The following is a 17,523-nucleotide window of genomic DNA, read 5'->3' as shown; positions in this document are numbered from 1 at the left end:
CGCCGAGCCCCCAACAGGAGCTCTGACATGCCACCCTCTCTCACCGACGCCGACATTGAGCGCATCGCCCGCGGCGTCATCGACTGCACGCTGCCCAAGCCCGAGTGGACGCACGCCGCCCACTTCGCGGCGGCTGTGTGGTTGCTGTCGCGCCCCGGCATGGACGCCTGCCGCGAGATGCCCGGCCTGATCCGCGCCTACAATGAGGCCACCGGCGTCGCCAACACCGACACCGAGGGCTACCACGAGACCATCACCCAGGCGTCGCTGCGGGCCGCGGCCGCCCAGCTCGCGACGCGCCCGGACACGCCGCTGTCGGATCACCTGGATGCGCTGCTGGCCGGCCCCTGCGGGCGGTCGGACTGGCTGTTCGCCTACTGGACCAGGGCCGTGCTCTTCGCGCCCACGGCGCGGCGGGGCTGGGTCGAGCCCGACGTCCAGCCGCTGCCGTTCTGACGCACCGGGATGGGGCGGCGCGAGCCGCCCCGCATCCAGGCCTCGTCGGGCGCGACCGGCGAGACTTTCAGCGTCACCGGAGCGTCCGGCCGGGCGATCGGCTGGACCACCTGGGCGATCAGCGCGGTGATGATGTGGCCCTCGGTCTCGGAGGTCTGCTTCTGGCTCTCGGCCCACTCCAGGGTCCAGTTGCGGCTCGCCATCGCCTTCATGGGCGGCGAGACGCGTTCCTCCATCGGCCGGAACACCCGCGACCAGACATCCCGCACCACGGCCAGCATCAGCGGCGCGCCCGCCATGGCCAGCCCCACCGCCACCGACTCATGGCTGAACGGCGCGCCCAGGATCACCACGAACAGGAAGCCCACGGCCTGGCCGGTGGTCAGGCAGAAGGCGCGGGCCAGGTCCTGATCGCGCGCCTCGGCCTCGCTCGGCGCGTGCCGGCCGATCTCAAGGGCGCGCACCGCAAGCACCACGGCCGGCGCCAGCAGCAGCGTCACGACAAAGGCCGCGGCCCGCGGCGCGCCCACCTGGGTCATCCCCGCCGCCAGCGCCAGCAAGAGCAGCGGCACGGCCACGGCCAGGGCGAACCAGGCCCCCACGTTCACCTTCGGCGGGGCGGTCGCCAGCAGGAACGCCGCCCCGGGCCGCCACCGCACGCGGGTCGGCGGCGCCACGGGTTGGGCGTCACGGAAGCTGGCGCTGGGTGGGTGGCTGGTGATCGGACAGTCCCTTCTTCTGAAGGGTCCCTGCTTCAAGACGTCGCAGGCATCCTCGCGCGCCGCCCCTTAATCCCCGCTTAAACACGCGCTGATTCTCCGGGCGGGCCGCATAACGCCCCCGTCATGACGTCGCCCTGTGGATCGCGGCGCTGTGCCCGGCGACGCGAATCCCCACGCGCGCTAGAGAGGGCTCATGACTGTCCACACCACCCCGCCAGGTTCCGGCGATGGCGACCGCATCATCGACGAGCCGCTGTCGGAAGCCCTTTCGCGCCGCTATCTCGCCTACGCCCTTTCGGTCATCACCGACCGCGCGCTGCCCGACGTCCGCGACGGCCTGAAGCCGGTGCAGCGGCGCGTGCTCTACGCCATGCGTGAGATGCGGCTGAACCCCGACGCCGCCGCCCGCAAGTGCGCCAAGGTCGTCGGCGAAGTGATGGGCGGCTATCACCCGCACGGCGACCAGTCGATCTACGACACCCTGGTCCGCATGGCCCAGCACTTCGCCCAGCGCTATCCGCAGGTCGACGGCCAGGGCAACTTCGGCAACATCGACGGCGATAACGCCGCGGCCATGCGCTACACCGAGGCCAAGCTGACGGTGGCCGCCACGCTGCTGCTCGACGGCATCGAAGAGGACGCGGTCGACTTCAAGCCCACCTATGACGGCTCGGACGACGAGCCCGTCGTCCTGCCCGCCGGCTTCCCCAACCTGCTCGCCAACGGCTCGACCGGCATCGCGGTCGGCATGGCCACCTCGATCCCGCCACACAACGCCGGCGAGCTGATCGACGCCTGCCTGATGCTGCTGGACGATCCCGACAGCAGCGTCGAGGCCCTGATGACCCACGTCCAGGGCCCGGACTTCCCCACCGGCGGCGTCATCGTCGAGCCGCGATCCAGCCTGCTCAGCGTCTACGAGACCGGCCGTGGCGGCGTCCGCGTCCGCGCCACCTGGACCAAGGAGGATCTGGGCAAGGGGATGTACCAGATCGTCATCACCGAGATCCCGTATCAGGTGAAGAAGGCCGATCTGGTTGAACAGCTGGCCGAGCTTATCGAGGGCAAGAAGGCTCCGCTGCTGGGCGACGTGCGCGACGAGTCCGCCGAGGACGTGCGCCTGGTGCTCGAGCCCAAGAGCCGCAACGTCGAGGCCGACGTCCTGATGGAGAGCCTGTTCAAGCTCTCCGACCTCGAGACCCGCTTCAGCGTCAACCTCAACGTCCTGGACGCCCGCGGCACGCCCGGGGTGATGAACCTCAAGCAGGCCCTGGTCGCGTTCCTGGACCACCGCCGCGAGGTCCTGGTCCGCCGGGCCCGCCACCGCCTGGCCAAGATCGAGGCCCGGCTGCATATCCTCGACGGCCTGATGATCGCCTACCTCAATCTGGACGAGGTGATCCGGATCGTCCGCTACGAGGACAAGCCCAAGGAAAAGCTGATCGAGACCTTCCAGCTCTCCGAGATCCAGGCCGACGCCATCCTCAACACCCGCCTGCGCCAGCTGGCCCGGCTGGAGGAGATGGAAATCCGCCGCGAGCACGCCGAGCTCAGCGAAGAGCGCGACGGCATCGTCGGCATGCTGGCCTCCGACAAGGCCCAGTGGAAGCTGGTGGGGCAGGGGCTGAAAGACACGAAGGCCCAGCTGGCCGACCTCAACGTCCGCCGCTCTACGTTCGCCGACGCGCCGCAGATCGACACCGAGGCCGCGCTGGAAGCCATGATCGTGCGCGAGCCGATCACCATCATCCTTTCCGAACGCGGCTGGATCCGCGCCGCCAAGGGCCGCGTGGAAGACCCCTCCGAGCTGAAGTTCAAGGAAGGCGACAAGCTCCAGTTCCTGGTCCCCGCCGAGACCACCGACAAGCTGCTGATCTTCGCCAGCGACGGCCGCTTCTTCACCCTGGGCTGCGACAAGCTCCCGGGCGCCCGCGGCCACGGCGAGCCGCTGCGCCTGATGATCGACCTCGACGACAAGGTGGGCATCATCGATATCTTCCCTCACCGGGCCGGCGTGAAGCGGATCCTCGCCTCCAAGGAAGGCTACGGCTTCATCCTGCCGGAAGAGGAGGCCATCGCCTTCCGGAGAGCCGGCAAGCAGGTCCTGAACGGCACGGCGCTGTCCTGCGTGGCGCTGGGCGAAGCCGACCAGCTGGGCGTGATCGGGGACAACGGCAAGCTGCTGATCTTCCCCGCCGCCGAGCTGCCCGAGATGCCGCGCGGCAAAGGCGTGAAGCTCCAGACCTACCGCGAGGGCGGCCTGCGCGACCTCACCGCCTTCAAGTCGCCCGACGGCCTCACCACCGTCGACGCCTCGGGCCGCACCCGCGTCTGGCCCGACTGGCAGGAATGGTCGGGCCGCAGAGCCAGCGCCGGCAAACTGGCTCCCAAGGGCTTCCCGGCCAACAAGCGGTTCAGGCCGAAGGCGTAGGTCCTCGCCCCCCGCAGGGGGAGGGGGACCGCGGAACGCGGTGGAGGGGCGTCCGCGCCGCGCACACGCCGTTCCTCTCCCAACGCGACAGCGGTGGGAGAGGGGGACCGCCCGCCGAGGCCGCAGGCCGAAGAGCGGGTGGTGGAGAGGGCAGGCGGCGAGCAGGACGCTCAGAGCCAGGTAGCGATGACAGGTATGCTGTCCCCGAAACTCCCGTCCCCGAAACTCCCTGTCCGGCGCGCCGTGACCGGGGACTGGGCACTGTGTCCCCGGCCTTGGGTGTGCGCCTGGTAGGCTAGACGGCCAGCCTTGAGGCGGTGACCGTCGGGGGCGTCACGCCAAGCTTCTGCACCGCCAGGGCATTGGCGATCTTGGCGCCCAGCCAGACCCCGCCCATCTGGCCCGTGTCGGCCGGCGTGGCTGGCACGCCGAACTTCGAGCCCGCGCCATCCTTCGTGGTGATGCCGTCGAACTGCCAGTGGACGCCCAGGAAGACCCGGCTGATCGAGTTGTCGACGATCGCTCGCCACAGGCTGTCGTAGCCACGGGTCACGTGAACCCGGGGGACGTTGGTGCGCGGGTCGGTGTTGCGCCCGTCGAACTCGTCGGAGACGAAGTCGAAGGCGATATCGTCCACGCCCTGAGCATCGAAGTTCGCCAGCTTCTTTTCGGCCAGGAACAGGCGCGTCACCTGGAAGGCCGCCGCGCCGAAGGTGGCGTGGCCCGACGGGTAGGCCGGGAAGTTCGGCGTCAGGTACTGTCCGGTTCCGTTGGTGTCGGGGCGGCCCAGGGGCAGCCAGGCCGGATCCGCCGCCGCCCCGCCCGCCTTGCGGATGCCCACCACGGGGCGCCACATCAGGTGCGCGGGGTTGTATTTGTAATGCCAGGCGCTGATGCCGGCGTCGGCCATGGCCACGGCCACGCCGGCCACCAGACGCAACTCCTCGCTCGCGCCCAGTGCCCCGTTGGACCGGGCTTCCAGGTTGTCCAGCGCTTCCAGCACGACCTGCAGGTAGAGGCGCGGCGGCGTGCCCAGCGCGGCCGGCCCGTCATAGCCCCAGTAGATGCCGATCAGCTCTTCGTTCAGGTCGCGCCCATTCGGGCCGCCGTAGGCGCGGTTCCAGTGCCCCTTGGCCTTCACCAGCGTGAGGTCGGCGTCGTAGTGCGCATCCCCCCTGGGCGGTTGCGGGAAGCCCGGGACCACGGGAACCACAAGGGGATTGGCCTTCCCCCAGATCCCGCCCGCGAAGCCCTGGCCTTGCTCGTGGTCGGGGAGCTGATGGGTGTAGGGCGCGTCGGTGGGCTTGTACTGGTCGGGTAGCGCCCAGTTCGGATCGTTGGCGCCGAACACATCGACAGCGACGCCATGGGCCCGGCCCGCCGTCTCCGCCGGGCCGATGCCGGTCAGCTTCTGGTACTCCACCCAGTCCCGCCAGGCCGAGTCCAGCAGGCCCCGCTGCTTCGGGTAGCGGCGCACCAGCACTTCGTGGCAGGCGGCGGCCGCGGCGACCACGGCGGGGCCGGGGGGCGGGGCGGGCGCGACGGGCAGGATCGGAGTTCCACCCGGTCCGGCAGCCGCCATGTCGTGCAGGGCGCCCAGCGCCAGGCCGAGTGCGCGGGCGCTGAGCACTGGCCCGCGCTGGTCGCCCGCGCTGATCTTCTGGGTGTGGTCGCGGCGCACGCATTCGAGGGCCATATCGACCCAGTAGCGGAATTGGGGGGACGTCGCGGTCATGGGCACGATCCATCTGCTGGCGGCGCGCCGCGGCGACGGGGCGTCCGCGGCAGGCGAGGGGTTTCGGGGACGCTGAACGCCCCGACAGTCGGGCCTACCCCTGCAACTCCGATGCGCCGTACAACACCCAAAAGTTGTGAGAAATCACACACGCCCGATCCGCGAGGCGTCTCGGTGGAAGGCCTCGTCGGGGCAGCGGGCATCCGTCCCCGGACTCTCCATGCGTAGCGCGGGGACAATCCGACCAACTGGGCGTGATCGCGAGCAACGGCGAGCTGCTGATCTTACCCGCCGCCGAGGGGCCCGGGCCACCTGCAAATTTGTGCACTTCCGCGTCGGGCCGGTTGGCTCAAGCCTGGGGGCGTCGATCCATTCGGGGGAACATCATGTCCATTCGTCTCACCGCCGCGCTGGCCTGCGGCCTGCTGCTCGCCGCCGCCGCCGCCGGCGCCCAGGCCGCGCCCGCCGCCTCTCCGGCCGACCTGTGCAAGGGCGGCCAGCTGGTCGTGGTGCGCGTCAGCACGGTCAAGCCGGGCGCCAAGGCCGCCTTCGAGGCCGCCGCGCGCGATCACCTGGCCTGGTACCGCGGCCACGGCATCGCCTCGAACCGGCTGGTGGTGGGCGCGGTCATCAACGGCGACATGTCCAAGGGCTTCACAGCCTCGGAAACCGAGTACGTCTCGATCCACATGGATTCGCCCGGCGTGCCGCGCGACAAGCGCGACGCGGCCTGGGACGCCTATGTGAAGGCCTATCGCGACTCGTCCGACCTGGCGGTCGACAAGTTCGCCTGTGTGCGCGAGCCCAAGTAGGGCGCTAGTCCTGGCCCGTCAGCGCCGCGTGCGCCGACACGCGGGCCATTTCCAGCACAAGGGCATAGTGGCGCTCGACATCCTCGCTGAGGTCGGGCGCCACGACCATCCCGCACGCCTGGGCCTGGAACAGCCCGCGGGCCTCGCCGTCGGCCAGCAGGCGGGCGACGTGCGTGCGCGAGACGAACGCCCCTTGCGCCAGGGCCCGCTGAGACACCGGCGCCCGTTCGAGCAGGCGCGACCGCCCGGCCGGCTGCGCCGCGATGAGCTGCTCCATCATCCGCGAGCCGCCGTCGCGGCCCAGGAACAGCAGCACCGGCTTGTCCGGCCCCACGAACAGGTCGCGCCGCGCGACCGTGTTCAGCCCCATCTGAGTCGCCAGCCGCCGCGTGAACGGCGTGTCGCGCGTCATGTCGCGCAGGTGCGCCAGCCCCGGGTCAAGCCGTGCGACGGCGTGCATCATGGCCGCGATGCCGCGCCCCATCACGTCGTGCATCCGGGGAGACAGCCGCAGCGTCCCCGCATCGTCGCGGGTCAGGAAGCCGTTGGCCAGGGCCCGGCGTAGATAGTGGCGCGCGCGGCCCTCACTGCAGGTGCGGTTGGCGAGCGCGGACTGGATCAGGTGCGCCGGGGTGAACCCGTCGAACAGGGCGTCCAGCATCATCGCCGCGCCGCTCAGCGAGGCGCGCCCCAGGTCGCTGAGCAGCCAGCGCTCCGAGATGCTCCAGCCGGCGTAGTTGGCCAGGTTCTCCCGCGCCAGTCCTTCCACGGCGGCCCGGAAATCGGGATGCGCCCGGATCGCGGCGAACGCCTCGTCCGAGAACGTCTCTCCCGATCCCCTCACCACGCGAAACGCCCCGACTCGCGACACTGAAACCTGTGTGCACCGGCCTGGGCGCGCCGACCAGATGCCGCAACGCCAAGCTCTGCCACAGTTCATCGTGGGTTCAGCCGCCGGCCGCCTATGTGGGCGGACCGGCGGCCGTCGCCGACTCTCCCGTCCCTCGGAAGCGGCGGCCAAAGGTCTAGCACGACACGCAACCAAGGCGGCGCGTCATCCCACCGGATGGCGCGCCGTTTGGCTGTCCAGCCGCCCCGCGCCGGTGAACCCCCGCTGAACGCCGGCGCCCCGGCCCGTTCAGACGGCCGCCCGTAGATTGCGGGGCATTGGCCAAGGAGGGCCTGACATGAAGAAGATTATCCTGGGCGCCGCCGCCGCCGCCATGACCCTGGCCAGCAGCGCCGCCATGGCCCAGCCCTACTACGGCGATCGCGGCTACGACCGCGGCGTCTACGACCAGCGCTATCGCGACTCCGACCGCGACGGCCGGCCCGACTACCGCGAGTGGGGACGTGACCGCGACCGCGACGGCCGCCCCGACCAGTACGACCGCTACGACAACCGTCGCGGTCACGGCCACGCCTACGGCCGCGACCGCTACCGCGGCGACGGCCGCTGGCGCCAGGGGCAGGTCTATCCCTACTACCGCCAGCGCGGCTACGTGATCGACGACTACCGCCGCTACAACCTGGGTCCGCCCCGTCCGGGCTACCGCTACTACCGCTCGGACAACGGCGACGTGGTCATGGCGGCGATCGCCTCGGGCCTCATCGGCCTGGTGATCGGCGGCGCCCTCAACGACAACGACCGCCACGACCGCTACGACCGTCCCGGCAGCTATTACGACTATCGCCGCTGACGGCCGAACGGCGGCCCCCGTCCCTCAAAGGGCGGGGGCCTACGGGCGCGCCGCGCCGATCTCAAAACCACGCAAAACACAGAACACACGGAAGGCGAACCGACCCGCCTTCCGTGTCCTTCCGTGTCTTCCGTGGTTCCAAAAGCAGCGTCACCGCCCCTCAGCCTAGGCCAAGGCCACCCGCCGCCGCCGCAACGCCCCGCCCGCCAGGCCGAAGCCGGCGATCATCATCGCCCAGGTCGCAGGCTCGGGCACCGCCGTCTGCGGCCGGGTCGAGATCGCCCCCACCGCGTCGATGTCGGCGCCCACGGTGCCGCCGCTCTGGCCGCCCTCGTTCGCCACATCGATCAGCCGCACGAACGAGAACGCCGAGCTCGAGCTGAACCCGAACGCGTCGATGTCGATGCCGCGGGTGTTCCCGGTCACCTTGCCCACCGACAGCCAGGTGATCCCGTCGACGCTCACGTCCACCGTGGTGTCCTCCACGTCGGGGCCCACCTCGAAGATCCACAGGTCGTCGGCGTCGCTGTCCGAGCCGGTCAGGAGGTTGTCGGTGAACCGCAGCACCAGCGCCCCGCCCACGCCCAGCGAGACGAAGCTGCAGGCCGCCTGGCTGGCGCAGCTGTTGACGCCGTTATAGTTCGGCGGCCCCAGCGCATTGTCGGCGCCCTGGTGCGGCGCCGTGGGATCGGCCCCTTCCAGCCCGGGCAGATAGCTCACCACCACATCGGCGAACGAGATCGCGCCTTGCGGAAACTCCACCCCGCCGAACACCTCGGCCCGCGCCCCACCGGCCCCCAGCACCACCGCCGCGCCGCCCAGCAGCGCACATCCGAACGACTTCCAGATCACAGCACCCTCCATCCCCGGCCAGCCCGGGTCCGAACGGGCAACCCGGAGAGGGGTTCAGGTGTTCCGGCAGGTTCCGCTCAACGCCGCTCGCTGCACGCCGCCGCACGGGGATGCACTGCAGCGCACCCACGTTCCTCCGCCACAGGGGGAGGGGAACCGCGAAGCGGTGGAGGGGGTCTCCGCGCCTCTCCGCGGCTGAAGTGACGGCCGCTTCGCGGCCCAATCCGTGAAATCCGTGGTTCCCGAACCGCTCAGGCGGGACACTTCGTCAGGCGCGCCTTGATCAGCTGGACGTCGTGGCCCAGGTCGAAGGCGCTGACTCGGTTTTCCCGGGCCAGGCGGGTCCAGATGGCGTCGGCCTCGCGGAAGCGTTCGCAGCCCTTCTGCGGCTTGCCGGTGTCGCGGTACATCTCGCCCGAGGGCCGCAGGGCGACGGGCAGGGCGCGCAGGACCTGGTAGTTGTTGGGCTGCATCCGGGCGTTTTCGCGATAGCCGGCGATGGCCAGGTCGTTCTGCCGATAGGCCTCGGCGATCTGGCCGGTGTTCTGGAGCTCGTAGCTGTATTCCTCGCGCACGATGTTCTCCATGCGTCGCGCGCTGGCGCTGTCGTCGAAGCGGCGCACGCGCTCGAACTCGGAGAGCCCCGCCCGCGACAGGGCCAGCCCCTCGGTCATCCGGCCCAGCCCGAACAGGGTGCTGGCCACCGTGAAGGTGGTGTAGGCCCGGCGCTTCAGCACGCGCACGTCCGACCCCAGCGCGGGATCCTCCAGCGCGGCGCGGCCGGCCTGGTACGCGCCCAGGGCGGCGGCCGGATCGCCCCCGTACCAGACGGCGTCGCCGATCATGGTGTTCGCCTGCTCGCGCACCAGCGCCAGATCGGCCGTCTGGCGCGGCGTGGCGGCGCGCGTCGCGGACACCAGCTGCAGCGCGGCCCGGGACGCGGCGATGCCCTCGGCGTACCGCGTCTCGGTGTTGTAGGCGTCGGCCCGCAAGAGGCGGGTGCGGACGGCTGCCATGCGGGCGGCGAAGCTCTCGGGCTGGCCCGCCAGCAGGGCCTCGGCCTCGTCGAGGCGGCGGAACGCCCGGCCCTGGTCGATCTTCGCCTCCGCCGCGAAGACCGCCCGCTGATACAGCGTCTGGGCCAGCGACAGGCGCAGGTCGGCGCGGTCGGGCGCCTGGGCCAGCAGCCGCCGCAATGACGCCTCGGCCCGCGCCAGCACCGCGTCGCCGCGCGCCGGGTCCATCACGTCGCGTAGGTCCTCGGCCGCCAGGATCTCGCCGACGCGGGCATAGGCGTTGGCGGTCTCGACCCGCAGGTCCAGCGGCGCGCCGGGCACCTCGCTCAGCTTCTCCAGCGCCACCCGCGCCCGCTCGGCGATCCGTTGGCGCATCGGCCCGGAGCCCGGCATGGTCTCCAGGTCGGTGACCACCTCGCGGACCAGGAAGTTCGACAGGCTGCGCGTCTCGGCGAACCTCTGCTCGGCCGAATCCCGCGCCGCGCTGGCCTGCAGGTAGAGGATGGTCATGGCGATCGCGAACAGGCCCAGCATCGCCGCGCCCGCGATCGGCGCCCGGTTGCGCCGCCACAGCAGCAGCAGCCGTCGCCCGCGGCCCGGCGCCCGGGCGCTGACCGGTTCGTGCCGACGCCAGCGATCCAGGTCGGCGATCAGCTCGCTCACCGCGCCGTACCGCCCGTCGACGTCGTCGCACCTCGCCTTGGCCGCGATGGCGCGCAGGTCCGCGTCGGTCCCGGCCACGCCCTCGATCAGCTGCTCCAGCAGCACCCCCAGCGCAAAGACGTCGTCGGCCGGCGTGGCGCGCTCTCCCGACCGGCGCGCCGGACTGGAATAGCCGGGCGTGTGGGCGCCGCCCGCGACCGCGGCGCCGTCGCCGATCAGCCGCGCGATGCCGAAGTCCAGCAGCTTCACGCCGAAACCGTCGGCGACGATCACGTTGCTGGGCTTCACGTCCGCATGGACCACCAGCTCGCGGTGCGCGTACTCCAGCGCTCCGCAGGCGTCCCGGAACAGGGCCAGCCGCCCCGCCAGGTCCAGGCCGTGGTCGCGGGCATGGTCGGTGATCGGCACGCCGCGGATCAGCTCCATGATGATGTAGGGCGAGCCGCCCTCGCTGACCCCGCCGTCCAGCAGGTGGGCGATGTGCGGATGGTGCAGCCGCGCCAGGATGCGTCGCTCGGTGGCGAACTGTTCGTGCATCGCGCCCGACAGCACGTGGCGGCGGATCACCTTGATGGCTGCCTGCTGGTCGAACAGTCCGTCGTCCCGCGCGGCGCGATAGACCAGCCCCATGCCGCCGCGGCCGATCTCCTCGACCAGCCGGTAGTTGCCGATCCGCTCGGGCATCGGCGCATCGTCGACGAAGGCGGCGGGTTCGGGCGGCTGGGTCGGCAGCAGCGCCGACGCGTCGTCGGCCCGCAGCATCGCCAGCACGGCGGCCAGAACCTCAGGCTCGTCGCCCAACAGCTCGGCCAGCCGCGCCTCGCGCACCCGCGACGGCCAGACCAGCGCCTCCTCGAAGAGCCTCAGAACCCGCCGTTCGGTCTCGACATCCATCGGTCAGTCGGGGTCTTTGAGCTCTTTGATGATCCAGGCCCGCGCCGTGCGCCACCGGCGCTGGACGGTGCTCTCCGACAGCTCGGTCACCGTGGCGATCTCCGGCAGCGTCAGTCCGGCGAAGAACCGCAGCTCGACGATCCTCGCGCCCTCCGGCTCGACCTTGGCCAGCCGGGCCAGCGCCTCGTCGAAGGCGTCGATCTCGAACGCCGGCGCCGCCGCCTCGTGCGCGTCGGGCCACAGGGTGACCACCGACCCGCGCTTGGCGGCCTTCGACTTGCGCACCTCGTCGATCAGGGTCACGCGCATCACCCGCGCGGCCAGCGACAGCAGGTGGTTCTGGTCCCGCACCGCCACGCCCGCGCCGGCGATGATCCGGATGACCGCCTCGTGCACCAGGTCGGTCGGCTGAAACCGCATCCGCTCGGCGTCGCCGCTCAGCATGCGCCGGGCGATCCTGCGGAACTCGCCGTAGTAGAGGCTGAGCAGCGCGTCGCGGGACTTCGCGTCGCCGCGCGAAAATCCAGCCCACAGGTCCGTCAGTGTAGGCTCGGTCTCCGACACGTCGTTGTCCCCGAATCCGGCGCGCCGCCGTCCGCTTCGGAGGAGCGCCGCCAGGCTCGGCAAGATCAACGAAAATTTCGTGACCAGATTTCCCGCCGGATTCCGATTCACCAATGAAGGCGCCGGTTCGCCGGTCCTCGCATCGAATGCCCGCGTTCCGGCGATCGGACCAAGGGTCGGTTCCATTTCACCGCCGGGGTGCGGCGGGCAGCAGGGGTTGGCAGATGAAGAGCATTCTCAGGACGGCGGCGGCGGTATCGGCCCTCACACTCGCGGCCCTCTCGGCCGGCGCGGGCCCGGCTCAGGCGGGGATCGTGTTCGAATCCTTCCCCAACTACGCGACGGCCGGCGACACGAACACCATGCTGTGCTCCAGCTGCACGGGGTACGGGGCCGTCTTCGCCAGCTTTTCGCTGAGCTCGCAGGAGACGCTCGACAAGGCCTTCGTCCTGGTCACCGGCCCGGCGAACGCCATGACCATCTCCCTCTTCGCCGACGGCGGGGATGGCCTGCCGGCCAGGAACGGGACGGGCGGCATCCTCAATCCGCTCATCTATCAGGACTACACGGCGCCGACGTCCGTCGCCGCCGCGCCGGGCAACGCCGGCAACGGCGGCAATTCGCTGGTCGAGTTCTCGCTGGCGAACTGGCAGGTGGGGCCCGGCAACTATTGGATCCGCTTTGCGGGCTACAGCAACCTGCTGCCGGTCTACCAGACGGCCACCCCAGGTCACAGCCGCGCGGTCGGAACCGACTTCCTGCTGGAAGGGCGCAACGTCACCTACAACCCGGCCAACATGACCGTCGCCTTCTCGCTGAACGGCGTGGACACCCCGACCGGCGCCGTCCCCGAGCCGGCCACCTGGGCGATGATGCTCGTCGGCTTCGGCGCAGCCGGCTACGCGATACGCCGCCGCAGAACGGCCGCCAGCCTCGCCTGATCCCGACGCCCCCAGACGATCGCCGGCTTCTCGTGCCTGTCGCCGGCGATCCAAGCGCCCTCGCGCCCCGCGCGAGGGCGCTTTTCATGTCCCCGGGGCGGAAACTACTCTCTCGCCGTATTGGTCCTATGGTGGCGTCATGATCGAGCGGTTCACCAACGCCGAAGAGATGGCGCGGCATGCCGGCCTGCCGAATGGAAAGGCCTTTAGGTCGAGGCTGCGAGCGCGACTGCCCGAACATCACGTGCGCGGAAGCTGGCGCGTTCTCGTTGGCAGCGCAAAGCACCAAACGATGACCCGCGAACTCGCCCGCCTGATTGCGGAGCGCGCAGGGGACTAGCCGCGCTGAGGGATTGGGTATCGTGTCCCCGAACCCCCCGCCGGCAAGCCCCGTGGAATAGTACTCCTGTCACCGTATTCTCCGCAGCGACAGAGCGTTTCAGGCTGCAGTCGCTGTTGAGGGCGCTGGGACTAGGTCTCAGCTCGCTAGTTCATTCGGCGGCACTCTGAGCGCTCTAGCAGGAAGCGGTGTCAGTTCGTCGTACCTGGCAAGCTTGAGGTGGCCTTCGCTATTTGGCGCGAGTGTCATTCGAGCGGCTGAACCCACCTCGGCTATAGGGAGGCGCCTGCACATGAGGTCCGCCAAAGCTGGATCCTCGACGGCGCAAATGATCTGCCTGCCGGACGTAACAAGCTGGGCCAAGACTTCGGCCAAATGAATGGTTCGAAAGTCATCAACGTGTTGAACTGGGTCGTCTAGAAGGATGGATCTCCATCGACTCCAGGTCAGGGAGAGGTTTATCGAGAGCAGGAAGGCGAGTCCCGTGGCGCGGCGCTGACCGCTGGAAAACAGAAACTGCGGATTCAGGTCCTCCCCGACGCGGAGTGTGAGAAATCGCCGTAGGTCTCCCCGAATAGAGTAATCAATGTCCTGCCAGACCGGGTGAGGCTTTAGGCGCGTATACAGTTCCGTCATGAGGGGCAGTATGCGACTGATCCTTAGGTCAAGCGTCTCAGTTGCTGCTCTGCGGGCGGCGTCATGTAGAGCTGCTGCGTTGGACTCTGCCTTGCGGGCCCTCCCAAGCCGCTGTTGTCCCTTCTGTAGGCGGTCGTTCGCCATCGCCTCTGACTGGGTCGAGCGCGCCAGTTCACCGTTTAGCCGAATGGTGTCGACAATCTGAAGGTCGCGCTCGCTCGCAGCGAGGTCCACTTCCAACTGCCGCGCGACTAGCCGGACCCGTTCAACCGGGGCACCCTTGACGCCCGCAACCTCTAGTCGACGCTCGAAATCCTCAATGAAGGACTTGTGGTTCCCGAGGCGGCCATTGGCAGCCTCCACGGAGGCGACGGCTTCTTGAAGCTGGGACTCCGCACGTGCGTACTCCTGTTCGCGCAGCGCGAGTTCGGCCGCGAAAGCGTCAATCCTTGTGGCGGCTTGCTCGGCATTCTTTAGGCCGGTCTCAAAGCTCGCCGGGGTGTGCTCCACGGCGCATAGCGGGCAATGGTGTTCCACTAGGCCAAGCCGCCGCCCGTCACGGATCAGCGAAAGGAGCTCGCGCGCTTGGTTGGCAAGTTGAGAACTTGCCTCCGCTAAAGTCGGCGCGACTAACTCAGCCAATTCCGCCCGCGCCGCTTCTACGTCCTTCTCCAAAGATCCGATTTCAAGCTCGATTGCATCGAGCTCTCCCCTTGAACTCTCGTAGGCACCCCACCCGTCCAGTAGCGCTCGCAACTCGCGTAATCTCAGTTGGGCGGTGGCAACCCAACTCCGGGCCGACGTGCTGACGTGTTCAATCGTGAGACTGGGCGCTCCCATGCGCACACGTAGGCGAGACGCCGCGTCAGCTAGGGCGCTGTCGGTGGCCAGGGAAGACCTAAGCTCATCAATGCGACGAGACGCGTTTGCAAGCTCATTGGCCAAGTTTGATACTTCAACCTGGAGAGCTTCCCGCTTGCGCTTTGCTTGGGCAGATATTCTTGCGGCGCGCGCAATCCACGTCTCGGCGTCTGTCGCACCGATTGCTTGTCGCAGCAGTGCGTAGCGCTCCGTCTCCTTCAGGTCGAGGCTCAGGCTGGCAATATGTTCATCTCGTATGATAGTGGATGCGCACAACTGCGATAGTGGCGCGTCAGGTGCTAGAGAAGAATCTGTTAGCGCGTGGACAAGATTACTTGCTACGTTGTGATCCTTTGGGTCGAGGGGCGTCCGTCGAATGACGTAGTCCTCGATGTCGTTTGTCCAGGCGACTTCGACGTATCTACCCTGCGGAGGGGCGTTGTCGCCGATCCACCAGATATAGTCTGCGACACTTTGGCCTGCCGCTTTTGCACCATCGTACTTAGTCAGTTCGCCTGTTAGCGCGAACTCGACTGCATCGAACACCGTGCTCTTACCGACTCCATTTCGGCCATCAATGATATTGAACCCGGGAGCAAAATCTATTCGCACCAGATCGCGGTATCCTCGGAATCCCGATACTTCAACGTAGCGTAGCCTCATCCTTCCTGCTCCAAGAGCTGGAGAACGACCTGTTCGTCGGCGTCCGAAAGGAATGCTTCCAGTATAGGTGCTGCAAGTTCGGTCGCACGCAGCCGAACCTCAAGGCGGCTGTCTACGGCCTCCAGAGCTGGTGAACTCTGTAAGGGGAGTAGGGGTAACAACGCGCGGTTAAGCTCGGCAGGCGAACCGCAGCCTGCCCTCGCGATCTTCCTGAAGCCGGAGAGGTCTTCTTCAACAAGACTCAGTGCAATGGCCTCGGGACCTGCTGGGTCTTGTTCGGCTATTAGTAACGCATATGTATTCCACGCTTTCGCGCCAGCCATGCGAAGCTCGAACTGATGTTTCGCTATTATCTTTTCTGTGGCGGTCGTCCATCCCTCCAGCAAGTCCTTGGCCGTTGCATAAAATATCGCAAAACCTAGAACGCTGTCATTCTCGAAGCTGATGGAATTTTCGGCCGCGTCTTCAATAATGTCGAAGCCGCTAGCCCGTAGAGAACGAATTGCCTCGCTTCTGGGTGTGCTCATAGTCCAAACTCCGCCTTGGCGTCGCCGTAGCTAAGCCAAGTGCTGCCGGATGTTCGCGCAATTGACGCCGTGCCGCCGCCTCGCGCGATGCTCGGCGGAAGCGCGGTAGATTGTGCGCCTACAGCTACGACAAAATCGGACGCAACCACTGGGGCTAGATCGCCATCGTACATCGCCTCTGCTTTGTGCAACAGTTGGTTTGGGGTCCGAAGGACCCTGATCAAGCTGCCGTTTAGTCGCCAGCAGGGCCCCTCGGCGGTCGCTCCGGCAGCTTGAAGCTCGAGAAGCGTAAGTCCCAACAGGGGCTCGGTGGGGGGTGTGCTTGACTCCGCCGGTGCATTTGGCCGGCATCCGAGTAGGTCGCGACGCATAAGCCAGAGAGAGACGTTGTCCGCTGTTGCTGGCTCCAGCCAGGCGGCATTGGGAGGCGTGCCCCTTTGGTCCTCGAAGTCCTCCTTGCCGGACTGTAGGACAATGCGGATGAAGCGCTGTGAGAACATCCGCCGAAGGCCCGCGAGGAATTCCGTGCCTGATACTTGAACATGGTAGAAGCCGTTCGTGGCTCTCGTGCCTAGGTCATATAGAGACTTTGCCTTTTCTGGGAATGTGGCGGCATCGGCCGAGTTTACGACGATAACGCGCGACGGATTTACTGCATTTAGTGCGCTATCCACGACTGAATTGAGATAGTCCCAATCGGTCCAGTATCCGATTATCAAAATGTCACGGTTTACGAACTTGTTTTGGATCCACGTAGCGCCGGTAGTAACGCGATCTTTTACAGGGTTAAATGGCAATTGACCTGTGCACCAGATCGTATTCAGCCAGTCAATCCGACGACAGCCGTGGATTTTCAATAGCGGGACTGTTTCCGGGGAGAACGCAGCAATCGAGATGCCATCGATGGCTGACTCAATTTGACCGTAGATCGTGTGGCCGGCATGCTCGATTAGCTCGTCCACGTTGGTGGTCACAACGGCCTGCACAGCCTTCGACAACATCAGGTCGGCGATTGTGTCGTGGCCTTCGTTGGGACGAGCGGCGAAGGCGTGTTTGTCGATCAAGGTCGACAAGTAGATCGTCTGAAGCTCGTTACGGGCGAAGAAGTAGTCCGCTTGTTTGTCTATATCGTCTGGTAACGGAGGGCGGGTCCCGCCCCATTGGGCTGTGTACTTCGCCTTCGCACTCTGAGCGAGTTCCCATGCGCTGGGGAGCTTGCTGGGCTCAGCCATGGAGAGGCCCGCGCCGATCAGCATGGCCATTCGCTGAGCCACTAGCGCATCCAGCGCAAGTTGAATTCCGTCATGAAGGCTGGTCGGGATCAACGGAGCTTTAACCCGCTATGGTGGAGCTTGCGACGTACTCAGCCTTTAGCGCGATTGGGCTCGGGTTGCACAGCAATGCCTTAGCATCTTCGAGGACGGCGACCTGACGTCTGGCAGATGCGCGACCCAAGGCGGCGCATTATCCGCCTAAGGCACCGCTAATGTCAGCGGCCCCGAGACGTCCTGACGGCGTCGTCTCGAACCACGGATTTCACGGATTTCACGGATGGGGCGGGCCAGCCCCAGGCCGCGAAGCAGCGCCTTCCATGTTGTTCGACCCCGGACCATCACCGACCCTCACGGACGGTGAGGCCGCGCGTCCGTGATGGTCCGTGATGGTCCGTGGTTCCCGATCTTCCGAGGCCTGATCGCCCGCTGCGCGGGC

At 67.8% G+C, this 17,523-nt stretch carries 13 protein-coding genes and 1 pseudogene; 5 read left to right on the top strand and 9 right to left on the bottom strand.

The window, feature by feature from the left end; translation table 11 throughout:
- The first annotated feature begins 27 nt into the window (after window positions 1-27).
- Window positions 28-456 carry a hypothetical protein gene (locus tag ACQ66R_RS02575; RefSeq protein ID WP_430418977.1) on the top strand — a complete coding sequence of 143 codons (429 nt, stop codon included), beginning with the start codon at window positions 28-30 and terminating at the stop codon, window positions 454-456.
- Here ACQ66R_RS02575 and ACQ66R_RS02570 read toward each other — a convergent pair.
- Window positions 375-1,133, bottom strand: coding sequence for a hypothetical protein (locus tag ACQ66R_RS02570; RefSeq protein WP_430418975.1), 759 nt, complete (start codon window positions 1,131-1,133; stop codon window positions 375-377). The two genes, ACQ66R_RS02575 and ACQ66R_RS02570, sit on opposite strands and share 82 nt — an antisense overlap.
- Before the next feature lie 238 nt (window positions 1,134-1,371).
- Between ACQ66R_RS02570 and parC the strand changes: the two genes are divergently transcribed.
- The gene (gene parC, locus ACQ66R_RS02565) at window positions 1,372-3,609 is read left to right on the top strand and encodes a DNA topoisomerase IV subunit A (RefSeq protein ID WP_430418973.1); all 2,238 of its coding nucleotides are present in this window, start codon (window positions 1,372-1,374) and stop codon (window positions 3,607-3,609) included.
- A gap of 295 nt (window positions 3,610-3,904) precedes the next feature.
- Here parC and ACQ66R_RS02560 read toward each other — a convergent pair whose 3' ends face one another.
- Window positions 3,905-5,344, bottom strand: a complete 1,440-nt coding sequence (locus ACQ66R_RS02560; protein ID WP_430418971.1) for a vanadium-dependent haloperoxidase — start codon at window positions 5,342-5,344, stop codon at window positions 3,905-3,907.
- 386 nt (window positions 5,345-5,730) lie between these two features.
- On the opposite strand from ACQ66R_RS02560, the gene ACQ66R_RS02555 reads away from it, so the two are divergent.
- Entirely contained in the window at window positions 5,731-6,156 is a 426-nt protein-coding gene (locus tag ACQ66R_RS02555) for a hypothetical protein (RefSeq protein ID WP_430418969.1), read from the top strand.
- A gap of 4 nt (window positions 6,157-6,160) precedes the next feature.
- Here ACQ66R_RS02555 and ACQ66R_RS02550 read toward each other — a convergent pair whose 3' ends face one another.
- Window positions 6,161-7,003, bottom strand: a complete 843-nt coding sequence (locus ACQ66R_RS02550; RefSeq protein ID WP_430418967.1) for a hypothetical protein — start codon at window positions 7,001-7,003, stop codon at window positions 6,161-6,163.
- A 340-nt stretch (window positions 7,004-7,343) separates the two neighbouring features.
- Between ACQ66R_RS02550 and ACQ66R_RS02545 the strand changes: the two genes are divergently transcribed.
- Entirely contained in the window at window positions 7,344-7,856 is a 513-nt protein-coding gene (locus ACQ66R_RS02545; protein ID WP_430418965.1) for an RcnB family protein, read from the top strand.
- Window positions 7,857-8,021: 165 nt separating this feature from the next.
- On the opposite strand, the pseudogene ACQ66R_RS02540 reads toward ACQ66R_RS02545, so the two are convergent.
- The 3 genes and pseudogenes from ACQ66R_RS02540 to ACQ66R_RS02530 all read right to left on the bottom strand — a co-directional run.
- Window positions 8,022-8,117: pseudogene (locus ACQ66R_RS02540) on the bottom strand (PEPxxWA-CTERM sorting domain-containing protein); the annotation flags it as partial.
- An 842-nt stretch (window positions 8,118-8,959) separates the two neighbouring features.
- On the bottom strand, window positions 8,960-11,281 hold the full coding sequence (locus tag ACQ66R_RS02535) for a protein kinase domain-containing protein (protein WP_430418963.1): 2,322 nt from the start codon (window positions 11,279-11,281) through the stop codon (window positions 8,960-8,962).
- A gap of 3 nt (window positions 11,282-11,284) precedes the next feature.
- Window positions 11,285-11,845: an ECF-type sigma factor gene (locus ACQ66R_RS02530; RefSeq protein ID WP_430418961.1), complete on the bottom strand. Its 561-nt coding sequence runs from the start codon at window positions 11,843-11,845 to the stop codon at window positions 11,285-11,287.
- Between the two features lie 224 nt (window positions 11,846-12,069).
- Here ACQ66R_RS02530 and ACQ66R_RS02525 point away from each other — a divergent pair, with 224 nt between their 5' ends.
- Window positions 12,070-12,786 carry a PEPxxWA-CTERM sorting domain-containing protein gene (locus ACQ66R_RS02525; RefSeq protein ID WP_430418959.1) on the top strand — a complete coding sequence of 239 codons (717 nt, stop codon included), beginning with the start codon at window positions 12,070-12,072 and terminating at the stop codon, window positions 12,784-12,786.
- Window positions 12,787-13,264: 478 nt separating this feature from the next.
- Here the strand turns inward: ACQ66R_RS02525 and ACQ66R_RS02520 are convergent, their stop codons facing one another.
- From ACQ66R_RS02520 to ACQ66R_RS02510, 3 genes are read right to left on the bottom strand one after another with little or no spacing between them, the layout of a single operon-like run.
- Entirely contained in the window at window positions 13,265-15,286 is a 2,022-nt protein-coding gene (locus ACQ66R_RS02520) for an AAA family ATPase (RefSeq protein ID WP_430418957.1), read from the bottom strand.
- The gene (locus tag ACQ66R_RS02515) at window positions 15,283-15,813 is read right to left on the bottom strand and encodes a hypothetical protein (RefSeq protein WP_430418955.1); all 531 of its coding nucleotides are present in this window, start codon (window positions 15,811-15,813) and stop codon (window positions 15,283-15,285) included. Before ACQ66R_RS02515 ends, ACQ66R_RS02520 begins: the two co-directional genes overlap by 4 nt.
- Complete coding sequence (locus ACQ66R_RS02510; RefSeq protein WP_430418953.1) at window positions 15,810-17,075, bottom strand: hypothetical protein; 1,266 nt, start codon at window positions 17,073-17,075, stop codon at window positions 15,810-15,812. Before ACQ66R_RS02510 ends, ACQ66R_RS02515 begins: the two co-directional genes overlap by 4 nt.
- Window positions 17,076-17,523 lie beyond the last annotated feature (448 nt).

The organism is Phenylobacterium sp., assembly GCF_965284355.1.
Classification (GTDB): domain Bacteria; phylum Pseudomonadota; class Alphaproteobacteria; order Caulobacterales; family Caulobacteraceae; genus Phenylobacterium.
The sequence above is the reverse complement of the archived record's forward strand: the minus strand, read 5'-3'. Positions and strand labels throughout refer to the sequence as shown.